Consider the following 23,677-nt stretch of genomic DNA (forward strand, 5'->3'; position numbering starts at 1 on the left):
GCTCACGCCGACATCATCTTTTTCCACTGCTGGTAGGCCGCGCGCATGCCGGTTTCGGCACTCACGTCGGACACCAGGCCGTCTGCGCTGGGCGTTTCGCCGGGCAGGCCACGGTTGAGCATGATCCACAGGTCTTCACCGGCCCGGGCGCCTTTTTGCACCCGTTCCCAGGCTTCGGAATCGTCCGGGGTGCCGAAGCCCATCGGGCCCTGGAAGTGCTCGTGCAGGCGCAGGCGGTAGCGGTTGGCTGCGGCCGGGCCGCCGTCCATGGTGATCACCGAGTGATGGATTTCGGTCTCGGTCACCGAGATCGGCTGCAGCACGCGGAAGAACGCCATCGAGCAGGCGACGTTGGGGAACAGGTTGAGGTTGAAGCCCGAACCGCCGACGGCGCGCACGATGCGGCGCACCTGTGGCTCGTCGATGCCCTCGTCGCGCAGCTCGGCGGCCAGGGCCTCGAAGCGCTCCGGGATCGGCTTGTCGAGGTCGGCTTCCAGGTCCACCAGCTCGGGGATCATCACCATCACGCTGTGGCCGTTGCCCAGGTCCTCGACGTAGCCGGGGCCTTTGACGAAGTCGAACAGCTCCAGGGTCTGCTCGTCGACCGAGGACAGGAAGCTCTTGTGCACCAGCGGGAAGTGGTAGGCGTCGGTGGTGTTTTCCAGCTGGATCTTCCAGTTGCCGGGGAAGCGGAAGCGGTGCTCGCCGGGGACTTTGATGCCGTAGCCGGCGCCCTGTTTCATGAACAGGTCCATCCACTTCCTGGCAGCGCCGAGGAAGTCTTCGAGCGGCTCGATGTCGTCCTTGAAGGTGGCGAAGACCATGCCGGCGTAGCTTTCGGTGCGCAGGCTGACCAGTGGCAGTTCGGCCTTGTCGATGCAATCGCCGTAGCTTTCCGGGTGGGGGATGCCGCGCAGCGAGCCGTCAAGGGCGTAGCCCCAGCCGTGGTAGGGGCAGACGAAGCTGTTGGTCTTGCCCTTCTTGTGCTCGCAGACCGTGGCGCCGCGGTGGCGGCAGCGGTTGAGCAGCACGTTGATGGCCTTTTTGCGGTCACGTACCACGATCACCGGCTGCTTGCCGATGAAGGTGGTCTTGTAGCTGCCCGCGTCCGGGACTTCACTCTCGTGGGCGACCCAGACCCAAGTGCTGTGGAAGATCTTCTGCAGCTCGGCGTCGAACAGGGCCGGGTCGGTGTAGAGGGAGGTGTGGACGCGGTCGTGCTGCACCAGCGCGGCCGGGTCGACCGTCAGGTTGACGGCGGGGATCAGATTGCTCACGGGGGCTTCCTCTACTCAGGCACGCTGGATGATCAGTTCGCGGCCGACACGGGCCTCGACCTTGGCATAGCGCCACAGCTTGTACGGCCCCTCGCCCACGGCCGTGGTGCGGAACAGGTTGCAGGCGGCGTGCACGGTCTCGATGTCCGGTACGTCAGCCAACAGGTAGGTGGTCCAGGGGAAGCCGTCGGACGGGCCGACCATGCCCTGGTCATCGTCCATGTTGCCCAGCACGTTCACCCCGGCCAGGTCGTGGATGCCATTCCACATCGCACTGAAGGCGGCCCACACCTGAAGCTGCTCCTCGCGAGGGGCATCGAAGAAGTTCTGGTTGATGCCCATGCAGAACAGCACGCGCAAGGTTTTCTTATCGCTCATGACAAATATCCCGAAAGTTACAGGTAGCCCGGAAGGGGCTGTTTACCGAAGAACATCGCCCCGGCGTTCTGGTAGGTGACGTCGCCCATGAAGGCGTGCTGGGTCACCACCTGCGCATCGTTGACGCAGCGGGCCAGCGGGCTTTCGTTGTAGATGCCGGTCATGCCCGAGAGCATCTGTACACTGCGCGCCACTTCGGCGGCCACGCGGGCGGCATGAGTGGAGGACAGGCGCAACAGGTTGGTGACCTCGACCGGTACCGGGTCGCCCGCCAGGACGTGCTCCCAGGCGCGTTCGATGGACTCGTAGAAGAACGCGCGAGCCGAGCGCAGCGCCGCCTCGGCCTTGGCCACATCGACCTGGGCCAGCGGCCGGTCAGCCAGTGCCGGGGCGCCGGTGACCGAAATGCGCCCACTGGCCATGCCCGACAGTTCGTCGAGCGCGGCGCGGGCGATGCCCAAGCCGACCACCGAGAGCACCTGGGTGGCGAACGACAGCGAGGGGTAACGGAAAAACGGCTCGTCCAGGTTGGGCTTGCCACCGCGCACGAAGGTCCATTGCTCGCCGACCACCACGTCCTCGACCACCAGGTCGTGGCTGCCGGTGCCGAGCAGCCCGACGGTGTCCCAGGTCTGCTCGATGCGCGCTTGCTGGCGCGGCATCACTGCCAGGCGTGGCAGGTCAAGCTTGTCGCCATTGCGCGGGGCGATGCCGACACCGACGATGTCGGCGCCCATGGAGCCGCTGGAGTACTTCCAGCGGCCGTTGACCTTGAAGCCGCCGGGCACGATCTCGGCGGGCTGTGGCGGGAAGATGCCACCGGCGAACACCGTGTCGGGGCTGTTGCCGTAGATCTCGGCGATGGTTTCCAGCGGCAGCGCCGCCAGGTACACAGGGCTCATGCCGAAGCTGGCCACCCAGCCGGCCGAGCCGTCTGCATGGGCGATGCGTTCGACCATTTCACAGAAGGCACCCGGCGAGCATTCAAGCCCACCGAAGCGTTTGGGCACCAGGGCGCGGTACACGCCATGGGCCTTGAACGCGTCGATCACATCGCGGGATATGTGGCGCTGGCGGTCGAACTCACCGAGGCGAGCCCGATCACGAACACCGTCAAGCAAGGCCTCGAAGGCAGGGCCAGAGGCGAGCGCCGACACAGGCGCGGCACGCAGGCAAAGCGATTCCATGGACTTTCTCCGTCTCAGGCGCGGTTTTTGTACTGATGCTTGTGGGGGGTGTTGGCTGGGCTCGGTGAAGGCAAGCACTGGCCATGCAGAGGGGCGTAGGCAGGTTTGGGCGGCATGGTCTGTCTCTCTTGTTTTAGGTGCCGGTGACAAATATTTGCGGCGATTTACGTGAATTGTCAATTGAATTTTCACGCTAAAACCCACGAAAAATCTGCTAGCAGCACCCAGAAGCATCCAAAAAAAACCGCTTATCTATCTGATTTAAATGAATTTAAAGGCAGAGATAGGCTGACCTGAACAGCGCAAAAAAAACTAAAGACCAACGCTGATATCACGAAAAATTTTTAGTGCCTTTTTCACATGATTTCTGCCAGAAAAAAACGCGTGTAGGATGGCCTGGCATGGAGCGCGACAACGCCGGCCAACCCACGCCGAGCAGACAAGAAAAACATCAAGCCAGCGCCCCACCAGGATCGATGGGGACACGCCAATGCCTGCCGTGATTACCCCGAGGTCGAGGTCATGCCCACCCGCCATATCGATCTGCAGGACCATCGCCTGCGCTACCTGCACCTGAGCCATGACAAGGGCTCGATGCGCGCCGCTGCCGAAGTGCTCGGTGTCGCCACCTCATCGGTCAGCCGGCAGATCGCCCGGCTGGAAGAAGAACTGGGCATCGAACTGGTCCGCCCCGGCACCCATCGCATCAGCCTGACCGCCGCCGGCGAAGCGGCCGTGGACTACTACATCGAGCGCACCCGCCAGCACGCGCTGCTGGTCAACCGCCTGGACGAACTGCGCGCCCGCCAGCAGGCGTCGACGGTGATCGCCATTGGCGAAGGCCTGCTGGGCGCCCGGGCGATCAATTCGTTGCAGGGCTTCTTGCATGCGCACAATGCGCACAAGGCCGAGATCATCAGCGCCCCGTCCTTGGAGGTGCAGCGCATGGTGCTGGCCGACGAGGCGCATCTGGGCGTGGTGTTTGCGCCCAACCCTGCAGCCCGCCTGACGCGGCTGTTCAGCCTGGCGCAGCCACTGCGGATGATCGTGCACCGCGACAGCCGCATGGCCGAACGCTCCACGGTCAGCCTTGCCGAAGTGGCCCGGGAATCGCTGGTGCTGCCCGGTGCCAATTTCCGCGTGCGCGAGTTGGCGGATGCCGCGTGCAAGGACCAGCCGTTTGCCATTGTGCCGACCCTCACGTCCAACTCCCTGGCGGTGATTCTGGATTTCGTGCGGTCGGGGCTGGGGGCCACGTTGCTGGCTGAGCTGCCGATCATCGACGAGCTCAAGAGCGGCACCTTCAAGGCCCTGGCCATTGATTGCGAGGCGATGAACGCGACCGATATCCAGATCGTCACGCGCCGGGGCCGTACCCTGGATGGCATGAGCCGGGAATTGGCGACCGAGATGGCCAAGGCGGTGCGTATGGCGTTGTGATGTGTGCCAGGGTGCTTGCCGTTGTTTTTGTGGCGCTGCGGAGATCGAGCGCCGCCCGCGCCCGTTGCACAAAACGCAACGACATTGATCGCCCCTGTCATTGAGCCCCACCCCCCTGCCCTTTAGCGTTGCTCCCATAAGAAAACGCCCCATAGGTGACCCCCGTGAGCAACCTGATCCCCGCCGTCAACCTGACGGTCGACCCGGCCGCGCTGGTGCAGCACGACCGCGTCCACACCTCCCTCTACACCGACCCGGCCCTGTTCGACGCCGAGCTGCAGAAGATCTTCCACAGCACTTGGGTCTGGGTCGCCCACGAGAGTGAAGTCCCGGACGCGGGCAGCTACAAGACCACCTTCATCGGCAAGCAGCCGGTGATCGTGGTACGTGACCGCAAAAAGGCCATCAACGTGCTGCTCAACCGCTGCCGCCACCGCGGCGCCACGGTCTGCGAGCACAAGAAGGGCAAGACCAACAGCTTCGTCTGCCCCTACCACGGCTGGGGCTACGCCCTTGACGGCTCGCTGCGCGGCATCCCCCACCCGGAAAGCTACGGCGATTGCATCGACAAGGCCGAACTGCCACTGGTCAGCCTGCGCACCGAAAGCTACGCCGGCATGGTCTTCGCCACCTTCAAGGACGACATCGAGCCGCTCGAAGACTTCCTCGGCGCTGCCAGGAAGTGGATGGACCTGTTCATGAAACAGGGCGCCGGCTACGGCATCAAAGTCCCCGGCGAGCACCGCTTCCGCTTCCCCGGCAACTGGAAGATCCAGCTGGAAAACACCACCGACGCCTACCACTTCCCGCTGGTGCACAAGAGCTTCCTGTCCTCGGTCGACGAGCAGACCCTGGAGCTGTTCGACTTCGTCAAAGGCCCCGGCTACGTCGAGGACCTGGGCAACGGCCACAGCGTGATGGTGATGATCCCCGAGCTGGTGGACCTGGAAGCCGACCTCGACAAGCCGATCCCGGAGCGCTTCGAGGCCCTGGCCGCCGAGCTGCGCGACGAGGGCATCGACGAGCCACAGGTGCGCCGCATCGTGCGCGCCGTCGGCGGTTCGGGCTTCAACCTCAACCTGTTCCCCAACGTCGCCTGCTCGATGGCGTTCTTCCGCGTGCTGCAGCCGATCTCGGTGACCGAGACCGAAATCCATCACTCGGTGATCACCATGGACGGCGGCCCGGCCGCAGCCAACCGCTACCGCCTGCGCCTGCACGAGCACTTCCAGGGCCCGATGGGCTTCGGCACCCCGGACGATTCCGAAGCCTGGGAACGGGTGCAAAAAGGCGCCCGGGCCGGTGAAGACCTGTGGATCATGCTCAACCGTGGCCTGCCCGGCGAAACGCCCAGCGCAGACGGCCTGGTGTCCGACGTGAGTGCCGAAACCGGCATGCGCGCGGCCTACCAGCAGTGGAAAAAGATGATGTCGGCGTGAGCATGGAGAACCCTATGAACCTGCAATTGCTGCAAGAAGTCACCGCCTTCATCTGGCAGGAAGGCGACATGCTCGACCACGGCGAGTACGACACCTGGCTCGGCCAATGGACCGAAAAAGGCACATACATCATCCCCATCGACCCGAAACAGAGCGACTACGAGAACACCCTCAACTACGCCTACGACGACCACCACATGCGCGGCCTGCGGGTGCAGCGGTTGATCGGCGGCGAGTCGATTTCCACCAGCCCGCAACCGCGTACCGTGCGCACGCTGTCGCGCTTTCGGGTGCTGAGCGACGACGGCGTCAACGTCACCGTGCGCTGCGCGCAGAACGTGCGGGAATTTCGCAAGGAAAGCCTCAAGCACTACAGCGCCGACCTGACCTACACCCTGGTGCGGGCAGCGGGCAGTTTCAAGATCCACCGCAAGGTGATCAGCCTGATCAACAGCAACGATACCCTTGCCGGTATCGGCTACATCCTCTAGGGCCACCGGCATGATCGACCCACTGCTCGAAGTGATCGTGCAAGCCCGCGAGGTGCAAGGCGGCGACGTGCTGGTGCTGGAGCTGGCCGCAGTCGACGGCCAGACCCTGCCGCGTTTTGCGGCGGGCGCCCACGTCGACCTGCACCTGGCGCCCGGCCTGGTCAGGCAGTACTCGCTGTGCGGCGACCCCGCGCACGCCAATGTCTACCGCCTTGGCGTGCTCAAGGACAGCCAGTCCCGCGGCGGCTCGGTGGCGGCGCACGAGCACCTGCTGCCCGGCACGCCGATGCGCATCAGTGCGCCGCGCAACCTGTTCCCGCTGGCCGGCGACGCCACGCGCTCGCTGTTGCTGGGCGGCGGCATCGGTATCACCCCGATGATCGCCATGGCGCATGCCCTGCATGCCCAAGGGCAGCCGTTCGAACTGCACTACCGCGGCCGCTCGCGCAGCCGCTGCGCGTTCGTCGACGAACTGCTCGCCGCACCGTTTGCCGCCAGCGTGTTCACCCACTTCAGCGACGAAGGCCCTGAGCAGCAACTGGACCTGGCCCAGGTACTCGGCCCGGCTACGCCAGGTGTGCACCTCTATACCTGTGGCCCGGCGAGCTTCATGGACTGGGTGATCGAGGGCGCACGCCAGCAAGGCTACGACGACGCGCATATCCACCACGAGTACTTCCAGGCCGAGGTCGACACCTCGGGCGGCAGCTTCGAGGTGGTGGCCGCGCGCAGCGGCAAGACCCTGCAGGTGCAGCAGGGCCAGACCCTGACCGCAGCGCTGCGCAGCGTCGGCATCAAGGTCGAGGTGTCGTGCGAGCAAGGCGTGTGTGGCACCTGCCTGTGCGACGTGCTCGAAGGCCAACCCGACCACCGTGACCACTACCTGACCGACGAGGAGAAACACGCCAACGAACAGATCGTGTTGTGTTGTTCCCGGGCGCGCGGCAAGCGCCTGGTGCTGGATATCTAGAAAAACAAAAACAAATACGTGACAGACAAGCGGGCGCAAGACCTGCAGCCCCTTCTGCCCAGTTGAACAACTGCCCAGGACTTGTACTGATCACACTTCCAGGATTACCCCATGGAACTCAAATGGCCGTTGCGTGCGAAACCGTTTTGCCTGTGTGTGGGCGCTGTATTACCCCTGACCTGCTTGGCCGACGTGGTGGATGACAGCCACCTCTCGCTCAATTTCAGAAACCTCTACCTGAACCGTAACTTCACCAACCCCAGTGCACCGGTGTCCAAGGTCGGCAACTGGTCGCAGGGCTTCGACCTGCAGTTCGAATCTGGCTACACCGATACCCCATTGGCAGTCGGCCTCGACCTCAACGGCCAGTACGCCTTGCGCCTGGACGCCACCGGCAATGATGGCTCACTACCCTACAGCCGCCATCGCCAGCAGGCCGCCGACGACTACAGCCGCGGCGGTGCGACGCTGAAGCTCAAGTACGCCAAGACCAAGGTGCTGATCGGTGACCAGAAACCCTTCTACCCAGTCGCCTCCAACGACCCCAGCCGCCAGCTCGACACCCTTTACCAGGGCGCGGTAATCGAATCACGCGACATCGACAACCTGACCCTCGTCGGCGGGCGCTTCTGGTCGATCGTCACCCGCGAGTCGTCCAACCACGAGCGCCTGTACCGCTACGGCACCCGCGACGACCAGGACAGTGATGGCCTGGACTTCGCCGGCGCCACCTATGCGCTGACCCCGGACCTGCAAGCCAGCTACTTCCATGGCGTGCTCAACGACATCTACAAGCAGGACTACGGTGGCATCAAGCACGCCCTGAAGTTTGCCGATGGTTACCAGTTGAAAACCGACGTCGGCTATTTCAACAACCGCGAAGACGGCGCCGCGCGCAGCGGCGCCGTGGATAACCGCGCCTACTTCGGCCTGGTCACCCTGGAAAAAAGCGGGCACATGCTGGGCCTCAGCTACCAGCGCATGACCGGCGACACCGTGTTCCCGACGCTCAACGGCTACGTGCCGCAGCTGTGGTTGCCGAACTGGGCAGGCCTGCCGTTCATTCGCCCGGACGAACGCAGCTGGTCGGTGCGCTACGGCTACAACTTCGCCGCCATCGGCCTGCCCGGGCTGAAGCTGTTCACCCGCTACATCAAAGGCACCGACATCGACCGCGGCCCGGGCCTTGCACGGGACCAGGAAAGCGAGCGCGACATCATGCTCAGCTATGTGGTCCAGAGCGGCCCGCTCAAGGACCTGGCCTTCGACCTCAAGAACATGCGTACCCAGCAACAGTACGGCAACGACTACAACGAGTATCGCCTGATCACTTCCTACACCTGGAAGTTCTGGTGACCGGCCCGCATGGAGATGGCTCATGAGTAACCTGAACACTAACATCACCCGTGATACCGACCCGCGCACCATGCGCCGCATCGTCATTGCCTCGGTCCTGGGCAACGCCCTGGAATGGTATGACTTCTTCCTCTATGGCACGGCGGCGGCGCTGATTTTCGCCCCGCTGTTCTTCCCCGCCGGCACCGACCCGGTGCTCGGCACCATGGCCTCGTTCGCAGGCTTCGCCGTGGGCTTTCTGGCACGCCCGCTGGGTGGCCTGATCTTCGGCCACATCGGCGACAAGGCCGGGCGCAAGAAGGCCCTGGTGATGACCCTGGCGATCATGGGTGCGGCAACCTTTGCCATGGGGTTGCTGCCCACCTTCGAGCAGGCCGGCTACCTGGCCCCCGCCTGCCTGGTCATTTTGCGCGTGCTGCAAGGCGTCGCGTCGGGCGGCGAATGGGGCGGCGGCGTGCTGCTGCTGAGCGAGAATGCGCCCAAGGACCGGGTCGGGTTCTATGCGGCCTGGAGCCAGTTGGGTGTTTCCGGCGGGTTCGTGATGTCTGCCGCAGCGTTCTACCTGGTGCAGATGCTGCCGGTCGACGACATGATGAGCTGGGGCTGGCGGGTGCCCTTCTTGGCCAGCATCCTGATCTTTGGTGTGGGCGTGTACATCCGCCGCAGCCTGCCAGAGAGCAAGGCCTTCGTCGAAGAGCAGGCCCAGCAGGACAAACCCGAGCACATGCCGGCCATGGAAGTGCTGCGCAAGCACCCCAAGGCGGTGCTGCAGGCCATGGGTATCCGCATCGCCGAGAACGGCAGTGCCTACCTGTTCCTGGCCTTCACCATCGCCTATGCCAAGTTCACCGGGCTGGATACCCAGCTGGTGCTGGCCAGCGTGATGGTGGCGATGATCGTCGAGGCCGGCACCATCGTGTTCTGGGGCTGGCTGTCGGACATCATTGGCCGGCGGGTGGTGTATGCCATCGGTTCGGTCGGCTTGATGGTGCTGGCGTTCCCGTTCTTCTGGATGCTCGATACCCACTCGCCAGTGTGGGTGTACCTGGCGGCGCTGCTGGGCATGGCCTTCTGTCACGGCGCCATGATCGGCACCCAGCCCGCGCTGATGGGTGAGCTGTTCCCGGCCAAGGTGCGTTATTCGGGGCTGGCCATGGGGCACGAGATTGCCTCGATCTTCTCGGGTGGCCTGGCGCCACTGGCGGCGACCGCACTGTTCAGCGTGTACAAGGACGCCTGGCCGGTGTCGGTGATGCTCATGGTGATGGGCGCGATTACCACCCTGGCGGTGATTTCCATCAAGCCACAGGCCGCTGCAGAAAAAAACTGACGGTAGCCCCCTTGGCAGGAGCAGCCTGCTCCTGCGATGAGGCCGTCAGGCTTTCCACATCAGGGCTGTCCAAATCAGGAGCTCGCGTGCATGAACACCCTCACCCAAGCGCAACACCTCAAGCCAAGCAAAAAACGCTACGTCTACGAATGGTATGTGGTCCTGCTGTGCATGGTGGCCTACATCTTCTCGTTCGTTGACCGGCAGATCCTGGCCTTGATGATCGAACCGATCAAGGCCGACCTGCAACTGAGCGATACCCAGTTCAGCCTGCTGCACGGCCTGGCGTTCTCGCTGTTCTACGCCTTCATGGGCATGCCCATCGCCTACTTGGCCGACCGCTTCTCGCGGCCACGCATCATCGCGGTCGGGGTGATTTTCTGGAGCTTCGCCACGGCCGCCTGCGGCCTGAGCAAGAATTTCACGCAGATGTTCCTCGCCCGTATCGGCGTGGGGGTCGGCGAAGCGGCGCTGTCGCCTTCGGCCTATTCGATGTTCAGTGACCTGTTCCCCAAGGAAAAGCTCGGCCGCGCAGTGGGCATCTACTCCATCGGCTCGTTCGTTGGTGGTGGCATTGCCTTTCTGGTCGGCGGCTACGTGATTACCTTGCTCAAGGACGCACAAACCATCGAGGTGGCGTTCCTGGGCGCCATGAAGGCCTGGCAACTGGCGTTCTTCATTGTCGGCTTGCCCGGTGTGATCGTTGGCCTGCTGATCTGGCTGACGGTGCGCAACCCGGAGCGCAAGGGCGCGCAGCTGGATGCAGACGGTAACGTACGCAAAGTGAAACTCACCGATGGCCTGCGTTTCATCGGCCGTCACCGGGCGACCTTCAGCTGCCACTACCTGGGCTTCTCGTTCTACGCCATGGCACTGTTCTGCATGATGAGCTGGACACCCGCGCTGTACATCCGCAAGTTCGGCATGAGCCCTGAGCAGGCCGGTTTCATGCTCGGCACCATCTTGCTGTTGGCCAACACCACGGGGGTGGTATTCGGCGGTTGGCTGACCGACCACCTGGCCAAGCGTGGGCGTAGCGATGCGGCCATGCGCACCGGGGTGATTGGCGCGTTGGGCATGATCGTACCGGCCGTGCTGTATTCGCAGGTGGACCAGCTGTGGCTGTCGGTGACCTTACTGGTGCCGGCCATGTTCTTCGCCTCGTTCCCTATGCCGGCGTCCACTGCAGCCATGCAGATCCTCTCGCCGAACCAGGTACGTGCGCAGGTATCGGCGGTGTTCCTGTTGATCAGCAACCTGCTGGGCCTGGGGTTGGGGACCACGTTGGTGGCGCTGATTACCGACCGCTACTTCGGTGTGCCGGCAGCAGTCGGTTCGTCGATGTCGATCGTCAGCTTCGCCGCGTCGTTGCTGGCCATCGTGCTGCTGGCCAAAGGCTGCAAGTGCTTCCGGCAGAGCATGCAACGCGAGCATCCGGTCGGGGGCTGAGGGGTTGGCCACGTAGGCCAGCATGACCCGATAGTAGTCGGGGGCACCAGGTGCCTGGCTTGGCATTTTCAGCGCCTATCAGATCGAGCGCCGCCCGCGCGGCGCTTCGCGGGGCAAGCCCGCTCCCACATCAGTTTCGGGCCAGTTATTCCTGAGGTATTGGCGCGCGGCCCCTTGGTGCCTGTCCCGATATCGCGTCGGACAAACAAGGCGGTCGCGCGCAAATGCCACAGGCCGCATTGGCCTGAAACAAATGTGGGAGCGGCGGTGCGGCGATCCGACTTGCCCCGCGAAGCGCCGCGCGGGTGGCACTCGATATCCCACAAAAAAGCCCGGACCCTCCCCGCACGGAAAGGCCCAGGCACAAACGATAAATCCTGTAGAAACGCGCTTGCGGTCATCTCACAAGCGCACGCAACCCCTGATCTCAGCCGTCTTGCAAAGCACGCGGCCGATGGCTGCGGATTTCCGCCTCAGGCGCCTTGGCAGGCTGCAACTGGAAGTCGAACGCCAGCTCGGCAAAGCGGTCACCTTGCACGCCTCGGTCACGCGCCGTCGCTGCATCCTCGACAAAGCGCAGGTCACCGATCAGCCCGTCGCGGGTGGCATAGGCGAAGTCGTCCCACAGGTACTGATCACCCGCGAAGTTGATCTGCGTGGTCAGGTGGCGATGCCCCGGCGCCGAGATGAAGAAATGCACGTGCGCCGGGCGCTGGCCATGGCGGCCGAGCAGGTTCAGGCATTCCTGGGTCGGCCCTTGTGGGTCGCAGCCATAGCCGGACGGCACGATCGAGCGGGCGCGGTAGCGGCCTTCGGCATCGGTGATGATGCGCCGGCGCAGGTTGTACTCGGACTGGCTCGAATCGAAGTACGAGTAGGTACCCTGGGTATTGGCGTGCCACAGGTCGACGGTAGCGCCCGCCAACGGCTTGCCCTCGGTATCGAATACCTGGCCCTGGAGGAACATCACCACGCCCGGGTCGGTGCCGTCGTCCATGCGCGCTTCGCCTTGGCTGACAGGCGCACCAGCAACATACAGCGGGCCTTCGATGGTACGCGGGGTGCCGCCGGTGAGGCCGGCTTCGGCATCCTTGGCATCCTGCAGCAGGTCGATGAAGTGCTCGATACCCAAGCCCGCAGCCAACAGCCCTGCCTCATTGCGACCGCCCAAGCGGTTGAGGTAGTCCACGGCATGCCAGAACTCATCCTCGCTCACTTCCAGGTCTTCGATCAGGCGGGCAGTGTCCTGCAGCACGCGCAGGATGATCTGCTTGAAGCGCGGGTTACCCTCGGCGTGCCCAAGGCCTGCGGCCCTCTCGAAGAACGACTGGATCTCGGCAGTGTGGGAAATCTTCACGGTCATTTTGCTTACCTCGTATTGTTCTTGTCAGGTAGTCAGGGACGACTCAACGGTCGTCGCTGTGGATCGACGAAGGGTGCCGGCACAGGCCGTCCACTTCAATCTCCATGTAGGGGAACAGCGGCAGTTGCATCAGGGTATCGTGCAGGGCCTCGACGCTGGGGACGTCGAACACGCTGTAGTTGGCGTAGTGCCCGGCGATGCGCCACAGGTGACGCCAGGTGCCATCGCGTTGCAGGCGCTGGGCCAGTTCCTTTTCGTCGGCCTTGAGCTGGGCGGCCTTGGCCGGGTCCATGTCGACCGGCAGTTTCACGGTCATCTTCACGTGGAACAGCATGCGGGTTCTCCTTAGGCGTTCAGTTTCAAGATCAGCGGCGGGCGAAGCGCGCCAGGCGCTGCTCGTCCAGGGTCAGGCCAAGGCCCGGTGTGTGTGGAATGTGCAGCTGGAAGTCGTGGTACTGCGGTGGCTCGTTGACGATTTCTTCGGTCAGCAGCAGCGGCCCGAACAGCTCGGTGCCCCAGGTCAATTGGCGCAAGGTGAGGAACGCGTGGGCCGAAGCCAGGGTGCCGATCGAGCCTTCGAGCATGGTCCCGCCGTACAGGGCGATACCGGCTGCTTCGGCGATCTGCGCAGTGCGCAGCACCGCACGGGGGCCGCCGTTCTTGGCAATTTTCAGGGCGAAGATGCTGGCCGCGCCGTCGGCGGCCAAGCTGAAGGCGTCCTCGACGCTTTCGATCGATTCGTCAGCCATGATCGGTGCCGGGCTGCGCTGATTCAGGCGCACCTGACCGCCCCGGTTGATCCGCGAGATCGGCTGTTCGATCAGGTCGATGCCGTTGTCGCCCAGCACCTGGCAAGCGCGCAGGGCCTGGGACTCGTCCCAGTACTGATTGACGTCGACCCGCACGCTGGCGCTGTCGCCCAGCTCGCGCTTGATCGCCACCACGTGCTTGAGGTCCTGGTCCACCGGGTTGGCGCCGATCTTCAGCTTGAACACGCGGTGGCGGCGGATTTCCAGCATGTGCTGGGCTTCGGCGATATCGCGGGCGGTGTCGCCGCTGGCCAAGGTCCAGGCCACTTCCAGGCTGTCACGCACGCGGCCGCCCAGCAGTTCGCTGACCGGCAGGCCCAGGCGCTTGCCCTGGGCATCGAGCAAGGCACTTTCGATACCCGACTTGGCAAAGGTGTTGCCCTTGGCCAGCTTGTCCAGCTTGAGCATGGCGGCATTGATGTTGTCTGCCGGCAGGCCGATCAGGGCCGGCGCCAGGTGCGCGTCGATGTTGGCCTTGATACCCTCGGGGCTCTCGTAGCCATAGGCCAGGCCACCGATGGTGGTGGCCTCGCCGATACCTTCGACGCCGTCGCTGCAGCGCAGGCGCAAGACCACCAGGGTCTGCTGCTGCATGGTGTGCATTGCCAGCTTGTGTGGGCGGATGGTCGGCAGGTCGACGATAATGGCGTCTACACGTTCGATCAGGGCGTTGGTCATGGTCGGCAGGTCCCGTCTGGTCGGGCCGCACACTGCGGGCCCGACACTGCATTTACTTGATTAATCAAGCATTGCGCGACAACCTGCCGGCCGTCCAATATCAAATGAATCTCCCACCATACCCTGGAGGTCTGATGGAGCTGCGCCACCTTCGCTATTTCAAGGTGCTGGCCGAAACACTGAACTTCACCCGCGCCGCCGAGCTGCTGCATATCGCCCAGCCGCCGCTGAGCCGACAGATCAGCCAGCTCGAAGACCAGCTCGGCACGTTGCTGGTGGTGCGTGAGCGCCCGCTGCGCCTGACCGAGGCCGGGCGGTTTTTCTACGAGCAGACCTGCACCGTGCTGCAGCAGTTGGAGAACATCAGCGACAACACCCGCCGCATCGGCCAGGGGCAACGGCAGTGGCTGGGCATCGGCTTTGCCCCCTCGACCTTGTACACCGTGCTGCCAGAGCTGATCCGCGAGTTGCGCCAGGACAGCGAGCTGGAGCTGGGCTTGAGCGAGATGACCACGCTGCAGCAGGTCGAGGCGCTCAAGAGTGGCCGCATCGATATCGGCTTCGGCCGTATTCGTATCGATGACCCGGCCATCCTCCAGCAGGTGCTGTGCGAAGACCCACTGGTCGCGGTGTTGCCCAAGGGCCACCCGCTGACGGGCAACCCACTGACCCTCGCCCAACTGGCCAAGGAGCCCTTCATCCTCTACCCGGCCAACCCCCGGCCCAGCTACGCCGACCATGTGCTGGCACTGTTCGCCCATCACGGCATGACCCTGAAGATCAGCCAATGGGCCAACGAACTGCAGACCGCCATCGGCCTGGTCGCGGTCGGGCTCGGCGTTACCCTGGTGCCGTCTTCTGTGCAACAGCAGCACCGCACCGACATCGCGTATGTCGGCTTGCTCGACAGCAGTGCCGTCAGCCCGATCATTCTCAGCCGTCGCAAGGGCGATGTGAGCCCGATCGTGCAGCGCTGCCTGGCGTTGATTGCCCAAAAGACCCCCTGACCTGCCCCGTATACCCTTCGGTATATGGATGTTCCCGTTGAAGTGTTTCATGCTCCGACACGCGATCGCACAGTGCCGAGGCATCACAAACACTCAATAGAAAACCATTGCTGCGCCGGCTTCCGGCGCAGCGCGGAGTCGAACATGACGGGACGTCTCAATGGCAAGGTCGCGCTGATTACAGGCGGCGCGGGAGGGTGCGGGTTGGCCGCATCGCAACTGTTCGCGGCAGAGGGGGCGCGGGTCGGTATCGTCGACTTGCCGGGCAGCAAAGGCGCCGAGGTGGCTCGGCAATTGCGCGATGCCGGCCATCACGTGCTGTTCGCACCCGCCGATGTGTCCGACGCGCAGCAGGTCAAAGCCGCAGTCGCGGCCGTGGAACAAGCGTTCGGGCCAATCACCGTGTTGCTCAACCACGCCGGCATCCTGGCCGCCGTGCCCTTCCTTGAAACCAGCGAAGAAGAGTGGGACCGGATCATGGCCGTGAACGTGAAAAGCATGTTCCTGGTCACCAAGGCGGTATTGCCGGGCATGCTCTCGGCGGGCGGTGGCAGCATCGTCTGCACGTCGTCGATTTCGGCGGTGGTGGGCACGCCCATGGAGGTGCTGTATTGCACCAGCAAAGGCGCCACGCACATGTTCGCCAGGGCCATCGCCGTGGAGTTCCGCGACCGCGGCATCCGTGCCAATGCGATCTGCCCGGGCTTCATCGCCACCGACCACGGCCTGCGCGAAATCGACATGCTGCGCAAGCACGGGGTGGATGTCAGCGAACACGCGATCGCCGCCGCCCAGGGGCGCTTGTGCCAACCCTCGGAGGTGGCCACCGCGGCCTTGTTCCTGGCCAGCGACGATGCCAGTTTCGTCAACGGCACCCACCTGTTTGCCGACAACGGCTACACCGCCATCTGATCACAATAATAATGGGCAGGAGAGCAACGTGAGCACCTCATCGAACAACATGCACATCAACGAGTTCGGGCTCGACCAGGCGCACTGGCGCAACTGGGCGGGCAACCAGTCGTGTATCCGCGCGGCACGTGGCGCCCCCTCCAGCGAAGACGAGCTGTGCACCCTGGTCAGCCAGGCGAGCGCCAATGGCATGAACGTGCGCGTGGCGGGTTCCGGGCATTCGTTTACCCCGGTGGCGCTGACCAACGGCCTGCACCTGTCGCTGGGCAACATGAGCGGTGTGCGCCACATCGACCTTGAGCAAAAACGCGTTACCGCAGCCGCCGGCACCACCATCAACGCCTTCGGCAAGGCGCTGCGGGCGGCCGGCCTGTCGATGGTCAACCAGGGCGACATCGACAGCCAGTCGATCGCCGGCGCCCTGACCACGGGCACCCACGGCACCGGCCTGACCTTGGGCAACCTGGCTTCGTCGATCGTTGGCCTGAAGCTGGTTCAACCCAACGGCGAGATCATCGTGGTGGATGAAAGTACGCCCGACCTGCTGCAGGCGAGCCGAGTATCGCTGGGCGTGCTGGGGATCGTGTCGGAACTGACCTTGCAGGTGACCGACAGCTTCAACCTGCACGAACGCATCTGGCGTGAAGACTTCGAAAGCGTGATGGACAAGCACGATGAACTGGCGCGCACGCACCGCCACTTCAGCTTCTTCTGGTGCCCCTACGAGCAGAGCCGGCACTGCTACTGCCTGCCGGACACGGCGGTAACCTCCACCAGTGGGCGCACCACCGATGTGTGCGAGGTGAAAGTCATGGACATCACCGACCGCCCGGCCTGGGAAAGCGAATTCGAGAAAGTCGCCTACAGCTCGGACGTGTACCCGATCGAGTACCTGCCCAACTTCCATGAACTGGAATATGCCGTGCCCCTCCGGCACAGCAAGGAAGCCTTGCGGGCCGTGCGCAAGCTGATGCTCGAGGACTTCCCCGAGGCGATCTACCCCATCGAGTACCGCTTCACCGCCGGCGACGGCGCCTGGATGAGCCCGTTCTTCGAGCAGGACAGCGTGACCATTTCGGTGTCTGGCCAGCCGGGCACCGACTACTGGGACTACCTGCGTGCGGTCGACCAGATCCTGCGCGCATACGGCGCTCGGCCGCACTGGGGCAAGCTGCACTTTCTGACCGGTGACGACGTCAGTGCCCTCTACCCCCGTGCCCAGGATTTTCGCAACCTGCGCCGCCAGCTCGACCCCCAGGGTATCTACCTGAGCGAGCACCTCAGCCCGCTGTTCAAGTAAGCCGCAACGGCTTGGCACAACGCCCGAGGCAGCCCCTCGGGCGTTGTGCGTTTCAGGCGTTCAGGCCTTGGCCAGGTAATCGATGAACAGGCGAAACAGTTCGGCGTTGGTGGAGATCTCCAGCCGCTGGTAGATATTGTGCTTGTGCACTTTCACCGTGCCATCCGAGGTGTTCAGTTGCCTGGCAATCGACGCATTGCTGTGCCCCTGCAACAGCAACTTGGCGATGTAGCGCTGGGTCTCGGTCAACTGCCCCTGCAAAATCTCGACAAAGGCATCTTCCAGCACCCCGCCCTCGGCAGGCGCATCGCGCAGGTAATCGGCGTAGCGCAGCCGACAATGCTGGCCCAGCACCGAGGCCAGCACGGGCGCCATGGCAGCCAGCACCTGCATGTCGTCTTCGCTGAAGCTGCCACTGCTGAAGTTGCGCATCAGCGAGTAGACGACGGCCACCTGAGGCCGCAGCGCAATGATGAAGCCCACCTCCTCCACCGAGGTGCCGTAGTCGGACGACACGCACGGGTGGATGTCCTTGGAGATGGAAAAGCCTGAAGCATAGAAACTGTCGGGCGCCAGCTCGCTCATGCGCCAGAGCCCGCCTGGGTGCTCGTTGACGCAGGCGACATAGAACGGGTCGAGCAGGTAGCCGCCCCGCACGTAGGCGTTCAGGGTGCGCTCGGACACCGAATCGTTGTAGCCGTTATGCACCAGCAGCGCATGCTGGTTGAACTTGAACAGATAACCACAGCTCATCTCGAATGCCAGTTTTGCGCGCAAGAGCGCATCGATGGCCGGCCCCAAAGCGTCCGTGCCGATCGCATCGATCACCGCCGCCAGCCTGTTCGCTTCTTCCAATGTCATCACTCACCCCGCTGTCGTGCACACAAGCCCCTGGGCAACTTACCGCCCTGCACCGCAAAAAGCACAAAATCCGGGGCGCCCTGGGCGCTCCGGATCATGTCGGCGACGTTTTTCGGTCAGGACGGTTCGGCGGCTACCTTGTAGGCACTGGCGGCATCGTCCTCGCGCCCCATCTCCACAGCCTTGGGTACGGCCAGCCAACTGGCGAGCAGCATGGCGAACAGGCCACCGCTGAGCTTGCCGATGATCAGCGGCAGAATCAGCGAGGGCTGGAAGTTGGCGGAGAAGGCCATGTGGTCGCCGAAGGTGAAGGCGGCGCACACCGAGAAGGCGATCACCAGCACCTTGTCCTTGGGCGGCATCTCGCTCACCAGCCTGAACATGGCCAGAATGTTGGCCGAGGCGGCCAGCACCCCGGCGGCGCCGACCCCGGACATGCCGAACCGCGAGGCGACCCGCTCGATGGGCCGTGCCAGAAAGCGCTTGAGCAGGTGCACCATCGGGAACGCCCCACACAGCATCAGGCCAACGTAGCCGGCAATTTCCAGCGCGCGGAACTGGTCGTCGGCATCAGCGATGATCGGGGCGAAGCCCCAGCTACCGAACACAGCGCTGAAAAAGCCGGTGAAGTACTGGACGATGGAGGCCACCAGCACCAGCACCACCCCGATATACATGAACTGACCGAGCTTGAGGAACAGGTACACCATCAGCGTCGGGAAGTAGCGCAGCGCGGCGGCCAGCACGATACAGAACAGAATCAACGGCATCAGGTTGCGCACCAGCATCGGCCAGGTGAAATGCAGCGCCTGGGTGGCCGCGCCGGTGGTGGCGATGTCCGGCCGAACATCCAAGCCGAGCAGTTGCATGGTCATGGCGATTACCATGATGCTGACGGGAATGGTCAACAAGCCGGCCATGATCCCCAAGGCCATGTACTTGTGGTCGACCTTGCGCAGCATGGCCAGCCCCACCGGGATCACGAAGATGATCGTCGAACCGGACTGGAAGCCGGTGATCAGGCCGAGGATCCAGCCTTCCGGGCTTTGCGCCAGGGCCTTGGCCAACTGGTAGCCGCCCATGTCAGAGGCGATGAAGATCGGCCCGGCAATCCCTGGGTCGGCGCCCAACGCCAGGAACAGCGGCGCGATGAGCTGGCTGATGCCTGCGGATATGTACGGGATTGCCGCCATGATGCCGGCCACGGGGATGAAGATCGGGCCAATGCTGTGCAGGCCGGCGATGAATTCCTGGCCCAGTTCACCCTCCGGGTTGTAGATGGATGCCACGGCGCCCAGTACCGCGCACACCATGATGACGTAGATGACATAGGTGCCGATGTTTTCCATTTGCCGCCTCATTCTTGTAAGCGTTATAGGGTTGGCAGGACTGAAAGACACGGGGGCGTAATTGTTTTTATCGCGCATGCAAGGTGCGCCCCGTCGACGGTTAAGCTATTCGGCAGGCAGCGGGCTGTCCATATACCGGGAGGTATATGCAGTTCCCAGACAGCAACACCACAGGAGCAATGGAATGATTCACGGCAAAACACTAGACGCCTGGTACGCCTCCCACCCCTTGGTCGAGGACCTGGTGGCACTGCGCGAAACCTGCTGGTTCAACCCTGGCATCGCGCCAACCGCAGAGGCCTTGGAAGACGTCGGCCTGACTGCCGCCGACGTGCACGCAGCCAGTGCCCGGCTGCTGCGCTTCGCTCCGTACCTGGCCACGGTGTTCCCAGACACCGCCGCCTCTGGCGGCATCATCGAATCACCGATTCGCCCGCTGCCAACTTTGCAACACGCCTTGCAGCAAGCAGCCGGCCTCGCGCCCAGCGGCTCACTCTGGCTCAAGGCCGACAGCGAGCTACCCATCTCTGGCTCGATCAAGGCCCGCGGCGGCATCCACGAAGTGCTCAAGCATGCCGAAGACCTGGCGCTGGCGGCCGGCCTGATCACCCTGCACAGCGATTACCGGGTACTGGCCAGCGACCCAGCCCGGCAGTTCTTCAGCCAGTACAAAGTGGCCGTCGGCTCCACCGGCAACCTGGGCCTGTCGATCGGCATCATGAGTGCCCGGCTGGGCTTCCAGGCCACGGTGCACATGTCTTCCGATGCGCGGCAGTGGAAAAAGGACAAGCTGCGCGCCAACGGCGTGAACGTGATCGAGTACCCGTCCGACTACAGCGTTGCGGTGGAGCAAGGCCGCCAGCAGGCCGCGGCAGACCCTGCGTGCTACTTCGTCGATGACGAAAACTCGCCGCACCTGTTCCTCGGTTATGCCGTGGCAGCCGAACGCTTGCTGGGCCAATTCAACGCCGCCGGTATCAAGGTCGACGCCGAACACCCGCTGTTCGTCTACCTGCCCTGCGGCGTGGGCGGCGGGCCTGGCGGAGTGGCGTTTGGCTTGAAGCTGGTGTTTGGCGACCATGTGCACTGCCTCTTCGCCGAGCCGACCCATTCGCCCTGCATGTTCCTTGGCGTTTACACCGGCCTGCATGACCAGACCAGCGTGCAGGACTTCGGCATCGACAACGTCACCGCCGCCGACGGCCTGGCGGTGGGCCGCCCTTCCGGTTTCGTCGGCAAGGCCATGCAACGCTTGCTGGATGGCTACTACACGGTAACGGACGAGCGTCTGTACCAACTGTTGGTACTGGCCCATGACCTGGAGCAGGTACGGCTGGAGCCCTCGGCGCTGGCCGGCATGCCCGGCATGCTGCAGGTGCTGCAAGCGCCGCAGTACCTGGCGCGCAGGGGGCTGACGGCGCAACGCATGGCCAACGCCACGCACCTGGTGTGGGGCACCGGTGGCAGCATGGTGCCGGATGAGGAGTATGCCGCCTACCTGGCCAAGGGGCGTTAAGCCGTGCGCCGGCGATAGGCCAGCAGCAGGAAGACGAACCACAACGGCATCACGCACAGCGCCATCCGCGTATCCGGCTCCAGGGCCAGCAACACCAGCACGAAGCCGAGGAAAACCAGCGACGTGACGGCCATGGGTACGCCACCTGGCAGCTTGAACGTCGACGCCTGGTGCGCGGCCGGGTTGCGTTTGCGGTAGGCGAGGTACGCGGCAAGAATCATCGACCAGGTGAAGATCACCAGGATCGCCGAGATGGTCGAGATCAGCGTGAACACCGTCATCACCTCGGGGATGATGAACAGCAAGGTCAACCCGGTCAGCATGCACACCCCGGAGAACAGCAAGCTGTACACCGGCACGCTGAGTGCCGAAAGCCTGGCGAAGATGGCCGGTGCGTTACGCCGCTCGGCGAGGCCGAAGAGCATCCGGCACCCGGAATAGACGCCGCTGTTGGCTGAGGACGCCGCCGAGGTCAGCACCACGAAATTGAGCATGCCGGCGGCAGCCGGGAAGCCGGCCAGCAGGAACAGCTCGACGAAGGGGCTGCGGTTGGCCGGTACTTCTGCCCACGAAACCACGCTGATGATGCACACCAGTGCCAGGATGTAGAACAGCAGGATGCGCAAGGGAATGGTGTTGATGGCCTTGGGCAGCGAGCGGTGCGGGTTCTTTGCCTCGGCCGCAGTGGTACCGATCAGCTCGGTGCCGGCGAAGGAAAACACGGCAATCTGGAACCCTGCAAAAAAGCCGCTGATGCCATGGGGCAGCACCGCGCCTGGCGCCACCACATTGGCAAGCGAGGCGACCACCCCATTGGGTGATACATAGGCGGTGGCGATCATTACGGCTGCAGTGATGATCAGCAGGACGATGGCGACGATTTTGATGATCCCGAACCAGAACTCCACTTCGCCGAAGATTCGCACCGCCAGCATGTTCAGGCCCAGCAGCACGAACAGGGTGAGGAACGCCGGTATCCAGGCGGGCACGTCCGCATACCAGTACTGGAAGAACCCGGCCACGACCACCACATCACCGACCACCGCCACACTCCAGCTCAACCAGTACGACCAGCTCAGCACGAAGCCTGCGCGCGGCCCCAGGTAATGGGCGACGATGTCGGCGAAAGATTTGAAACGCAGGTCGGATAACAGCAGTTCGCCCATCGCCCGCATGACGAAGAACACGAAGAAACCCAGGATGGCGTAGACCAGCAGGATGGAGGTGCCGGACAGCGCGATGACCTTGCCCGACCCCATGAACAAGCCGGTGCCGATGGCGCCACCGATAGAAATCAACTGGATGTGGCGGTTTTCCAGCGTGCGTTTCAGGTGCCCGTCACGGGGCGAATCTGCAGGTTTGCTTTGCTCAAGGCTTGCGGACATGTCTTGCATGAGCGACCTCTTTTTATTGTTGGAATGGGTGCCAGGGGCAAGGCCCGCACAGGCCTTGCCCCGGTGCTATTTGCACGTGCTATCAACAGGCGCTTTCGAAACCTTGCAGGGTGTTGACGGCATTGATGCCGATTTCGTCGACCATGTAGCCGCCCTCCATCACGAACAGCGTCGGGATACCCGCACGGGCGATCTCGGCGCCCAGGCGCAGGAAGTCTTCGCTGGTGAGCTTGAAGTGGCTGATCGGGTCGTCCTCGAAGGTATCGACGCCAAGGGATACGACGAGAAAGTCGGGCTGGTGCGCGACAACGCGCTTGAGCGCCTCCTGCAAGGCCTGCCGATACTGCGCCCAGGCGGTGCCCTTGTTCAGCGGGTAGTTGGCAGTGAAGCCCTCGCCCGCCCCCGAGCCCTGTTCGTGGGCATAGCCGGAGAAGTACGGGTAGCAGAAGTGCGGGTCACCGTGGATCGACGCGAAGAACACATCGGGGCGGTCGTAGAAAATGTTCTGCGTGCCGTTGCCGTGGTGAAAGTCCACGTCCAGCACGGCCACCCGCTGCGCGCCCTGGCTCAGGCAGCGTTCGGCGGCAATGGCGGCATTGTTGAGGTAGCAGTAGCCGCCCATGTACTCACGGGCCGCATGGTGCCCGGGTGGGCGACACAAGGCGAAGGCGCTGTGCGCGCCATCGATGACCCGTTGCATGCCGGTCAGGGCCACGTTGGCGCTGCTGCGCACGGCCTCCCAGGTGCCGCCGGTAATCGGCGCGCCGGCGTCCATGGCGTAGAAGCCCAGCTTGCCGTCGATGAAGCCCGGTTCTCGGTCGATGGCCAGGTCGCGCACCGGCCATACCAGCGGTAGCGCATCATGGGTCTTGCCGGTGGCCGTCCATTCTGCCCAGGCATTTTCCAGAAAGCTCACGTAGCGCTCGCTGTGCGCCGCGACGTAGCAGGCACGGTCGAAGGCCTGCTCGGCGATGACATCGCCCAGGCCCGTGGCCTGGACACGAGCCAGCACCGTGTCGGCACGCTGGGGGTTTTCGAATGAGGGTGTGATTGCCCCGTCCTTGAGCTCGGAGCCATGGTGCAAGCGATGATTGTGGCTAAAGACTGTCAGCACGCGAATGTCCTTTTTCAAGGTGTTATCGGATAACCAATTTTCGCGAGAGAGCAGTGA

The 23,677-nt window shown here is 63.7% G+C and carries 21 protein-coding genes; 11 read left to right on the top strand and 10 right to left on the bottom strand.

Annotated elements, in window-relative coordinates:
- Window positions 1–2: 2 nt before the first annotated feature.
- The 3 genes from PC358_RS08045 to iacA are packed head-to-tail and all read right to left on the bottom strand — an operon-like array spanning window position 3 to window position 2,842.
- A complete protein-coding gene (locus PC358_RS08045) occupies window positions 3–1,277 on the bottom strand; it encodes an aromatic ring-hydroxylating oxygenase subunit alpha (protein ID WP_033698731.1) in 1,275 nt (424 codons plus the stop codon).
- A gap of 15 nt (window positions 1,278–1,292) precedes the next feature.
- Window positions 1,293–1,655 carry a hypothetical protein gene (locus PC358_RS08050; protein ID WP_033698732.1) on the bottom strand — a complete coding sequence of 121 codons (363 nt, stop codon included), beginning with the start codon at window positions 1,653–1,655 and terminating at the stop codon, window positions 1,293–1,295.
- Window positions 1,656–1,672: 17 nt separating this feature from the next.
- Window positions 1,673–2,842: an indole-3-acetate monooxygenase gene (gene iacA / locus PC358_RS08055; protein ID WP_033698734.1), complete on the bottom strand. Its 1,170-nt coding sequence runs from the start codon at window positions 2,840–2,842 to the stop codon at window positions 1,673–1,675.
- Window positions 2,843–3,364: 522 nt separating this feature from the next.
- Here iacA and PC358_RS08060 point away from each other — a divergent pair.
- The 7 genes from PC358_RS08060 (at window position 3,365) to PC358_RS08090 (ending at window position 11,317) form a co-directional block, all read left to right on the top strand.
- Entirely contained in the window at window positions 3,365–4,282 is a 918-nt protein-coding gene (locus PC358_RS08060) for a LysR family transcriptional regulator (protein WP_033698735.1), read from the top strand.
- 164 nt (window positions 4,283–4,446) lie between these two features.
- On the top strand, window positions 4,447–5,721 hold the full coding sequence (locus PC358_RS08065) for an aromatic ring-hydroxylating oxygenase subunit alpha (protein WP_033698731.1): 1,275 nt from the start codon (window positions 4,447–4,449) through the stop codon (window positions 5,719–5,721).
- A gap of 14 nt (window positions 5,722–5,735) precedes the next feature.
- A complete protein-coding gene (locus PC358_RS08070; RefSeq protein WP_033698736.1) occupies window positions 5,736–6,212 on the top strand; it encodes an aromatic-ring-hydroxylating dioxygenase subunit beta in 477 nt (158 codons plus the stop codon).
- 10 nt (window positions 6,213–6,222) lie between these two features.
- Entirely contained in the window at window positions 6,223–7,182 is a 960-nt protein-coding gene (locus PC358_RS08075; protein WP_033698738.1) for a PDR/VanB family oxidoreductase, read from the top strand.
- A gap of 111 nt (window positions 7,183–7,293) precedes the next feature.
- Window positions 7,294–8,538, top strand: a complete 1,245-nt coding sequence (locus PC358_RS08080) for an OprD family outer membrane porin (RefSeq protein WP_033698740.1) — start codon at window positions 7,294–7,296, stop codon at window positions 8,536–8,538.
- 22 nt (window positions 8,539–8,560) lie between these two features.
- Window positions 8,561–9,868, top strand: a complete 1,308-nt coding sequence (locus PC358_RS08085; RefSeq protein WP_033698741.1) for an MFS transporter — start codon at window positions 8,561–8,563, stop codon at window positions 9,866–9,868.
- Window positions 9,869–9,958: 90 nt separating this feature from the next.
- Complete coding sequence (locus PC358_RS08090) at window positions 9,959–11,317, top strand: spinster family MFS transporter (protein ID WP_033698743.1); 1,359 nt, start codon at window positions 9,959–9,961, stop codon at window positions 11,315–11,317.
- Window positions 11,318–11,744: 427 nt separating this feature from the next.
- Here PC358_RS08090 and catA read toward each other — a convergent pair whose 3' ends face one another.
- The 3 genes from catA to PC358_RS08105 are packed head-to-tail and all read right to left on the bottom strand — an operon-like array spanning window position 11,745 to window position 14,167.
- Window positions 11,745–12,680, bottom strand: coding sequence for a catechol 1,2-dioxygenase (gene catA / locus PC358_RS08095; RefSeq protein ID WP_033698744.1), 936 nt, complete (start codon window positions 12,678–12,680; stop codon window positions 11,745–11,747).
- Between the two features lie 43 nt (window positions 12,681–12,723).
- Entirely contained in the window at window positions 12,724–13,014 is a 291-nt protein-coding gene (gene catC, locus PC358_RS08100; RefSeq protein ID WP_033698745.1) for a muconolactone Delta-isomerase, read from the bottom strand.
- A gap of 31 nt (window positions 13,015–13,045) precedes the next feature.
- Entirely contained in the window at window positions 13,046–14,167 is a 1,122-nt protein-coding gene (locus PC358_RS08105; protein ID WP_033698746.1) for a muconate cycloisomerase family protein, read from the bottom strand.
- 134 nt (window positions 14,168–14,301) lie between these two features.
- Here PC358_RS08105 and PC358_RS08110 point away from each other — a divergent pair, with 134 nt between their 5' ends.
- The 3 genes from PC358_RS08110 (at window position 14,302) to PC358_RS08120 (ending at window position 17,386) form a co-directional block, all read left to right on the top strand.
- Window positions 14,302–15,174 carry a LysR family transcriptional regulator gene (locus tag PC358_RS08110; RefSeq protein ID WP_033698748.1) on the top strand — a complete coding sequence of 291 codons (873 nt, stop codon included), beginning with the start codon at window positions 14,302–14,304 and terminating at the stop codon, window positions 15,172–15,174.
- 144 nt (window positions 15,175–15,318) lie between these two features.
- On the top strand, window positions 15,319–16,086 hold the full coding sequence (locus tag PC358_RS08115) for an SDR family NAD(P)-dependent oxidoreductase (protein WP_033698749.1): 768 nt from the start codon (window positions 15,319–15,321) through the stop codon (window positions 16,084–16,086).
- Between the two features lie 28 nt (window positions 16,087–16,114).
- On the top strand, window positions 16,115–17,386 hold the full coding sequence (locus PC358_RS08120) for a D-arabinono-1,4-lactone oxidase (RefSeq protein ID WP_033698751.1): 1,272 nt from the start codon (window positions 16,115–16,117) through the stop codon (window positions 17,384–17,386).
- A gap of 60 nt (window positions 17,387–17,446) precedes the next feature.
- On the opposite strand, the gene PC358_RS08125 is transcribed toward PC358_RS08120, so the two are convergent.
- Window positions 17,447–18,247 (bottom strand): helix-turn-helix domain-containing protein, encoded by an 801-nt coding sequence (locus PC358_RS08125; RefSeq protein ID WP_033698752.1) that lies wholly within the window; start codon window positions 18,245–18,247, stop codon window positions 17,447–17,449.
- A gap of 116 nt (window positions 18,248–18,363) precedes the next feature.
- Window positions 18,364–19,596 (bottom strand): ethanolamine utilization protein EutH, encoded by a 1,233-nt coding sequence (eutH, locus tag PC358_RS08130; RefSeq protein ID WP_033698753.1) that lies wholly within the window; start codon window positions 19,594–19,596, stop codon window positions 18,364–18,366.
- Window positions 19,597–19,780: 184 nt separating this feature from the next.
- On the opposite strand from eutH, the gene PC358_RS08135 reads away from it, so the two are divergent.
- Complete coding sequence (locus PC358_RS08135) at window positions 19,781–21,112, top strand: D-serine ammonia-lyase (protein ID WP_033698754.1); 1,332 nt, start codon at window positions 19,781–19,783, stop codon at window positions 21,110–21,112.
- Here the strand turns inward: PC358_RS08135 and PC358_RS08140 are convergent.
- A complete protein-coding gene (locus PC358_RS08140; RefSeq protein ID WP_033698755.1) occupies window positions 21,109–22,506 on the bottom strand; it encodes an amino acid permease in 1,398 nt (465 codons plus the stop codon). The genes PC358_RS08135 and PC358_RS08140 overlap by 4 nt on opposite strands.
- 82 nt (window positions 22,507–22,588) lie before the next feature.
- On the bottom strand, window positions 22,589–23,620 hold the full coding sequence (locus tag PC358_RS08145; protein WP_033698756.1) for a histone deacetylase family protein: 1,032 nt from the start codon (window positions 23,618–23,620) through the stop codon (window positions 22,589–22,591).
- Window positions 23,621–23,677 lie beyond the last annotated feature (57 nt).

Origin of the sequence: Pseudomonas capeferrum, from assembly GCF_000731675.1 — a bacterium.
GTDB classification, from domain to species: Bacteria; Pseudomonadota; Gammaproteobacteria; order Pseudomonadales; family Pseudomonadaceae; genus Aquipseudomonas; species Aquipseudomonas capeferrum.

What these genes read in the sequence shown, in the direction of transcription:
- PC358_RS08085 (WP_033698741.1), top strand. Translation starts at nt 8,561, where the DNA reads ATGAGTAACCTGAACACTAACATCACCCGTGATACCGACCCGCGCACC.
- catC (WP_033698745.1), bottom strand. Translation starts at nt 13,014, where the DNA reads ATGCTGTTCCACGTGAAGATGACCGTGAAACTGCCGGTCGACATGGAC.
- PC358_RS08115 (WP_033698749.1), top strand. Translation starts at nt 15,319, where the DNA reads ATGACGGGACGTCTCAATGGCAAGGTCGCGCTGATTACAGGCGGCGCG.
- PC358_RS08075 (WP_033698738.1), top strand. Translation starts at nt 6,223, where the DNA reads ATGATCGACCCACTGCTCGAAGTGATCGTGCAAGCCCGCGAGGTGCAA.
- PC358_RS08135 (WP_033698754.1), top strand. Translation starts at nt 19,781, where the DNA reads ATGATTCACGGCAAAACACTAGACGCCTGGTACGCCTCCCACCCCTTG.
- PC358_RS08080 (WP_033698740.1), top strand. Translation starts at nt 7,294, where the DNA reads ATGGAACTCAAATGGCCGTTGCGTGCGAAACCGTTTTGCCTGTGTGTG.
- PC358_RS08070 (WP_033698736.1), top strand. Translation starts at nt 5,736, where the DNA reads ATGAACCTGCAATTGCTGCAAGAAGTCACCGCCTTCATCTGGCAGGAA.
- PC358_RS08090 (WP_033698743.1), top strand. Translation starts at nt 9,959, where the DNA reads ATGAACACCCTCACCCAAGCGCAACACCTCAAGCCAAGCAAAAAACGC.
- PC358_RS08105 (WP_033698746.1), bottom strand. Translation starts at nt 14,167, where the DNA reads ATGACCAACGCCCTGATCGAACGTGTAGACGCCATTATCGTCGACCTG.
- PC358_RS08125 (WP_033698752.1), bottom strand. Translation starts at nt 18,247, where the DNA reads ATGACATTGGAAGAAGCGAACAGGCTGGCGGCGGTGATCGATGCGATC.
- catA (WP_033698744.1), bottom strand. Translation starts at nt 12,680, where the DNA reads ATGACCGTGAAGATTTCCCACACTGCCGAGATCCAGTCGTTCTTCGAG.
- eutH (WP_033698753.1), bottom strand. Translation starts at nt 19,596, where the DNA reads ATGGAAAACATCGGCACCTATGTCATCTACGTCATCATGGTGTGCGCG.
- PC358_RS08140 (WP_033698755.1), bottom strand. Translation starts at nt 22,506, where the DNA reads ATGCAAGACATGTCCGCAAGCCTTGAGCAAAGCAAACCTGCAGATTCG.
- PC358_RS08060 (WP_033698735.1), top strand. Translation starts at nt 3,365, where the DNA reads ATGCCCACCCGCCATATCGATCTGCAGGACCATCGCCTGCGCTACCTG.
- iacA (WP_033698734.1), bottom strand. Translation starts at nt 2,842, where the DNA reads ATGGAATCGCTTTGCCTGCGTGCCGCGCCTGTGTCGGCGCTCGCCTCT.
- PC358_RS08050 (WP_033698732.1), bottom strand. Translation starts at nt 1,655, where the DNA reads ATGAGCGATAAGAAAACCTTGCGCGTGCTGTTCTGCATGGGCATCAAC.
- PC358_RS08110 (WP_033698748.1), top strand. Translation starts at nt 14,302, where the DNA reads ATGGAGCTGCGCCACCTTCGCTATTTCAAGGTGCTGGCCGAAACACTG.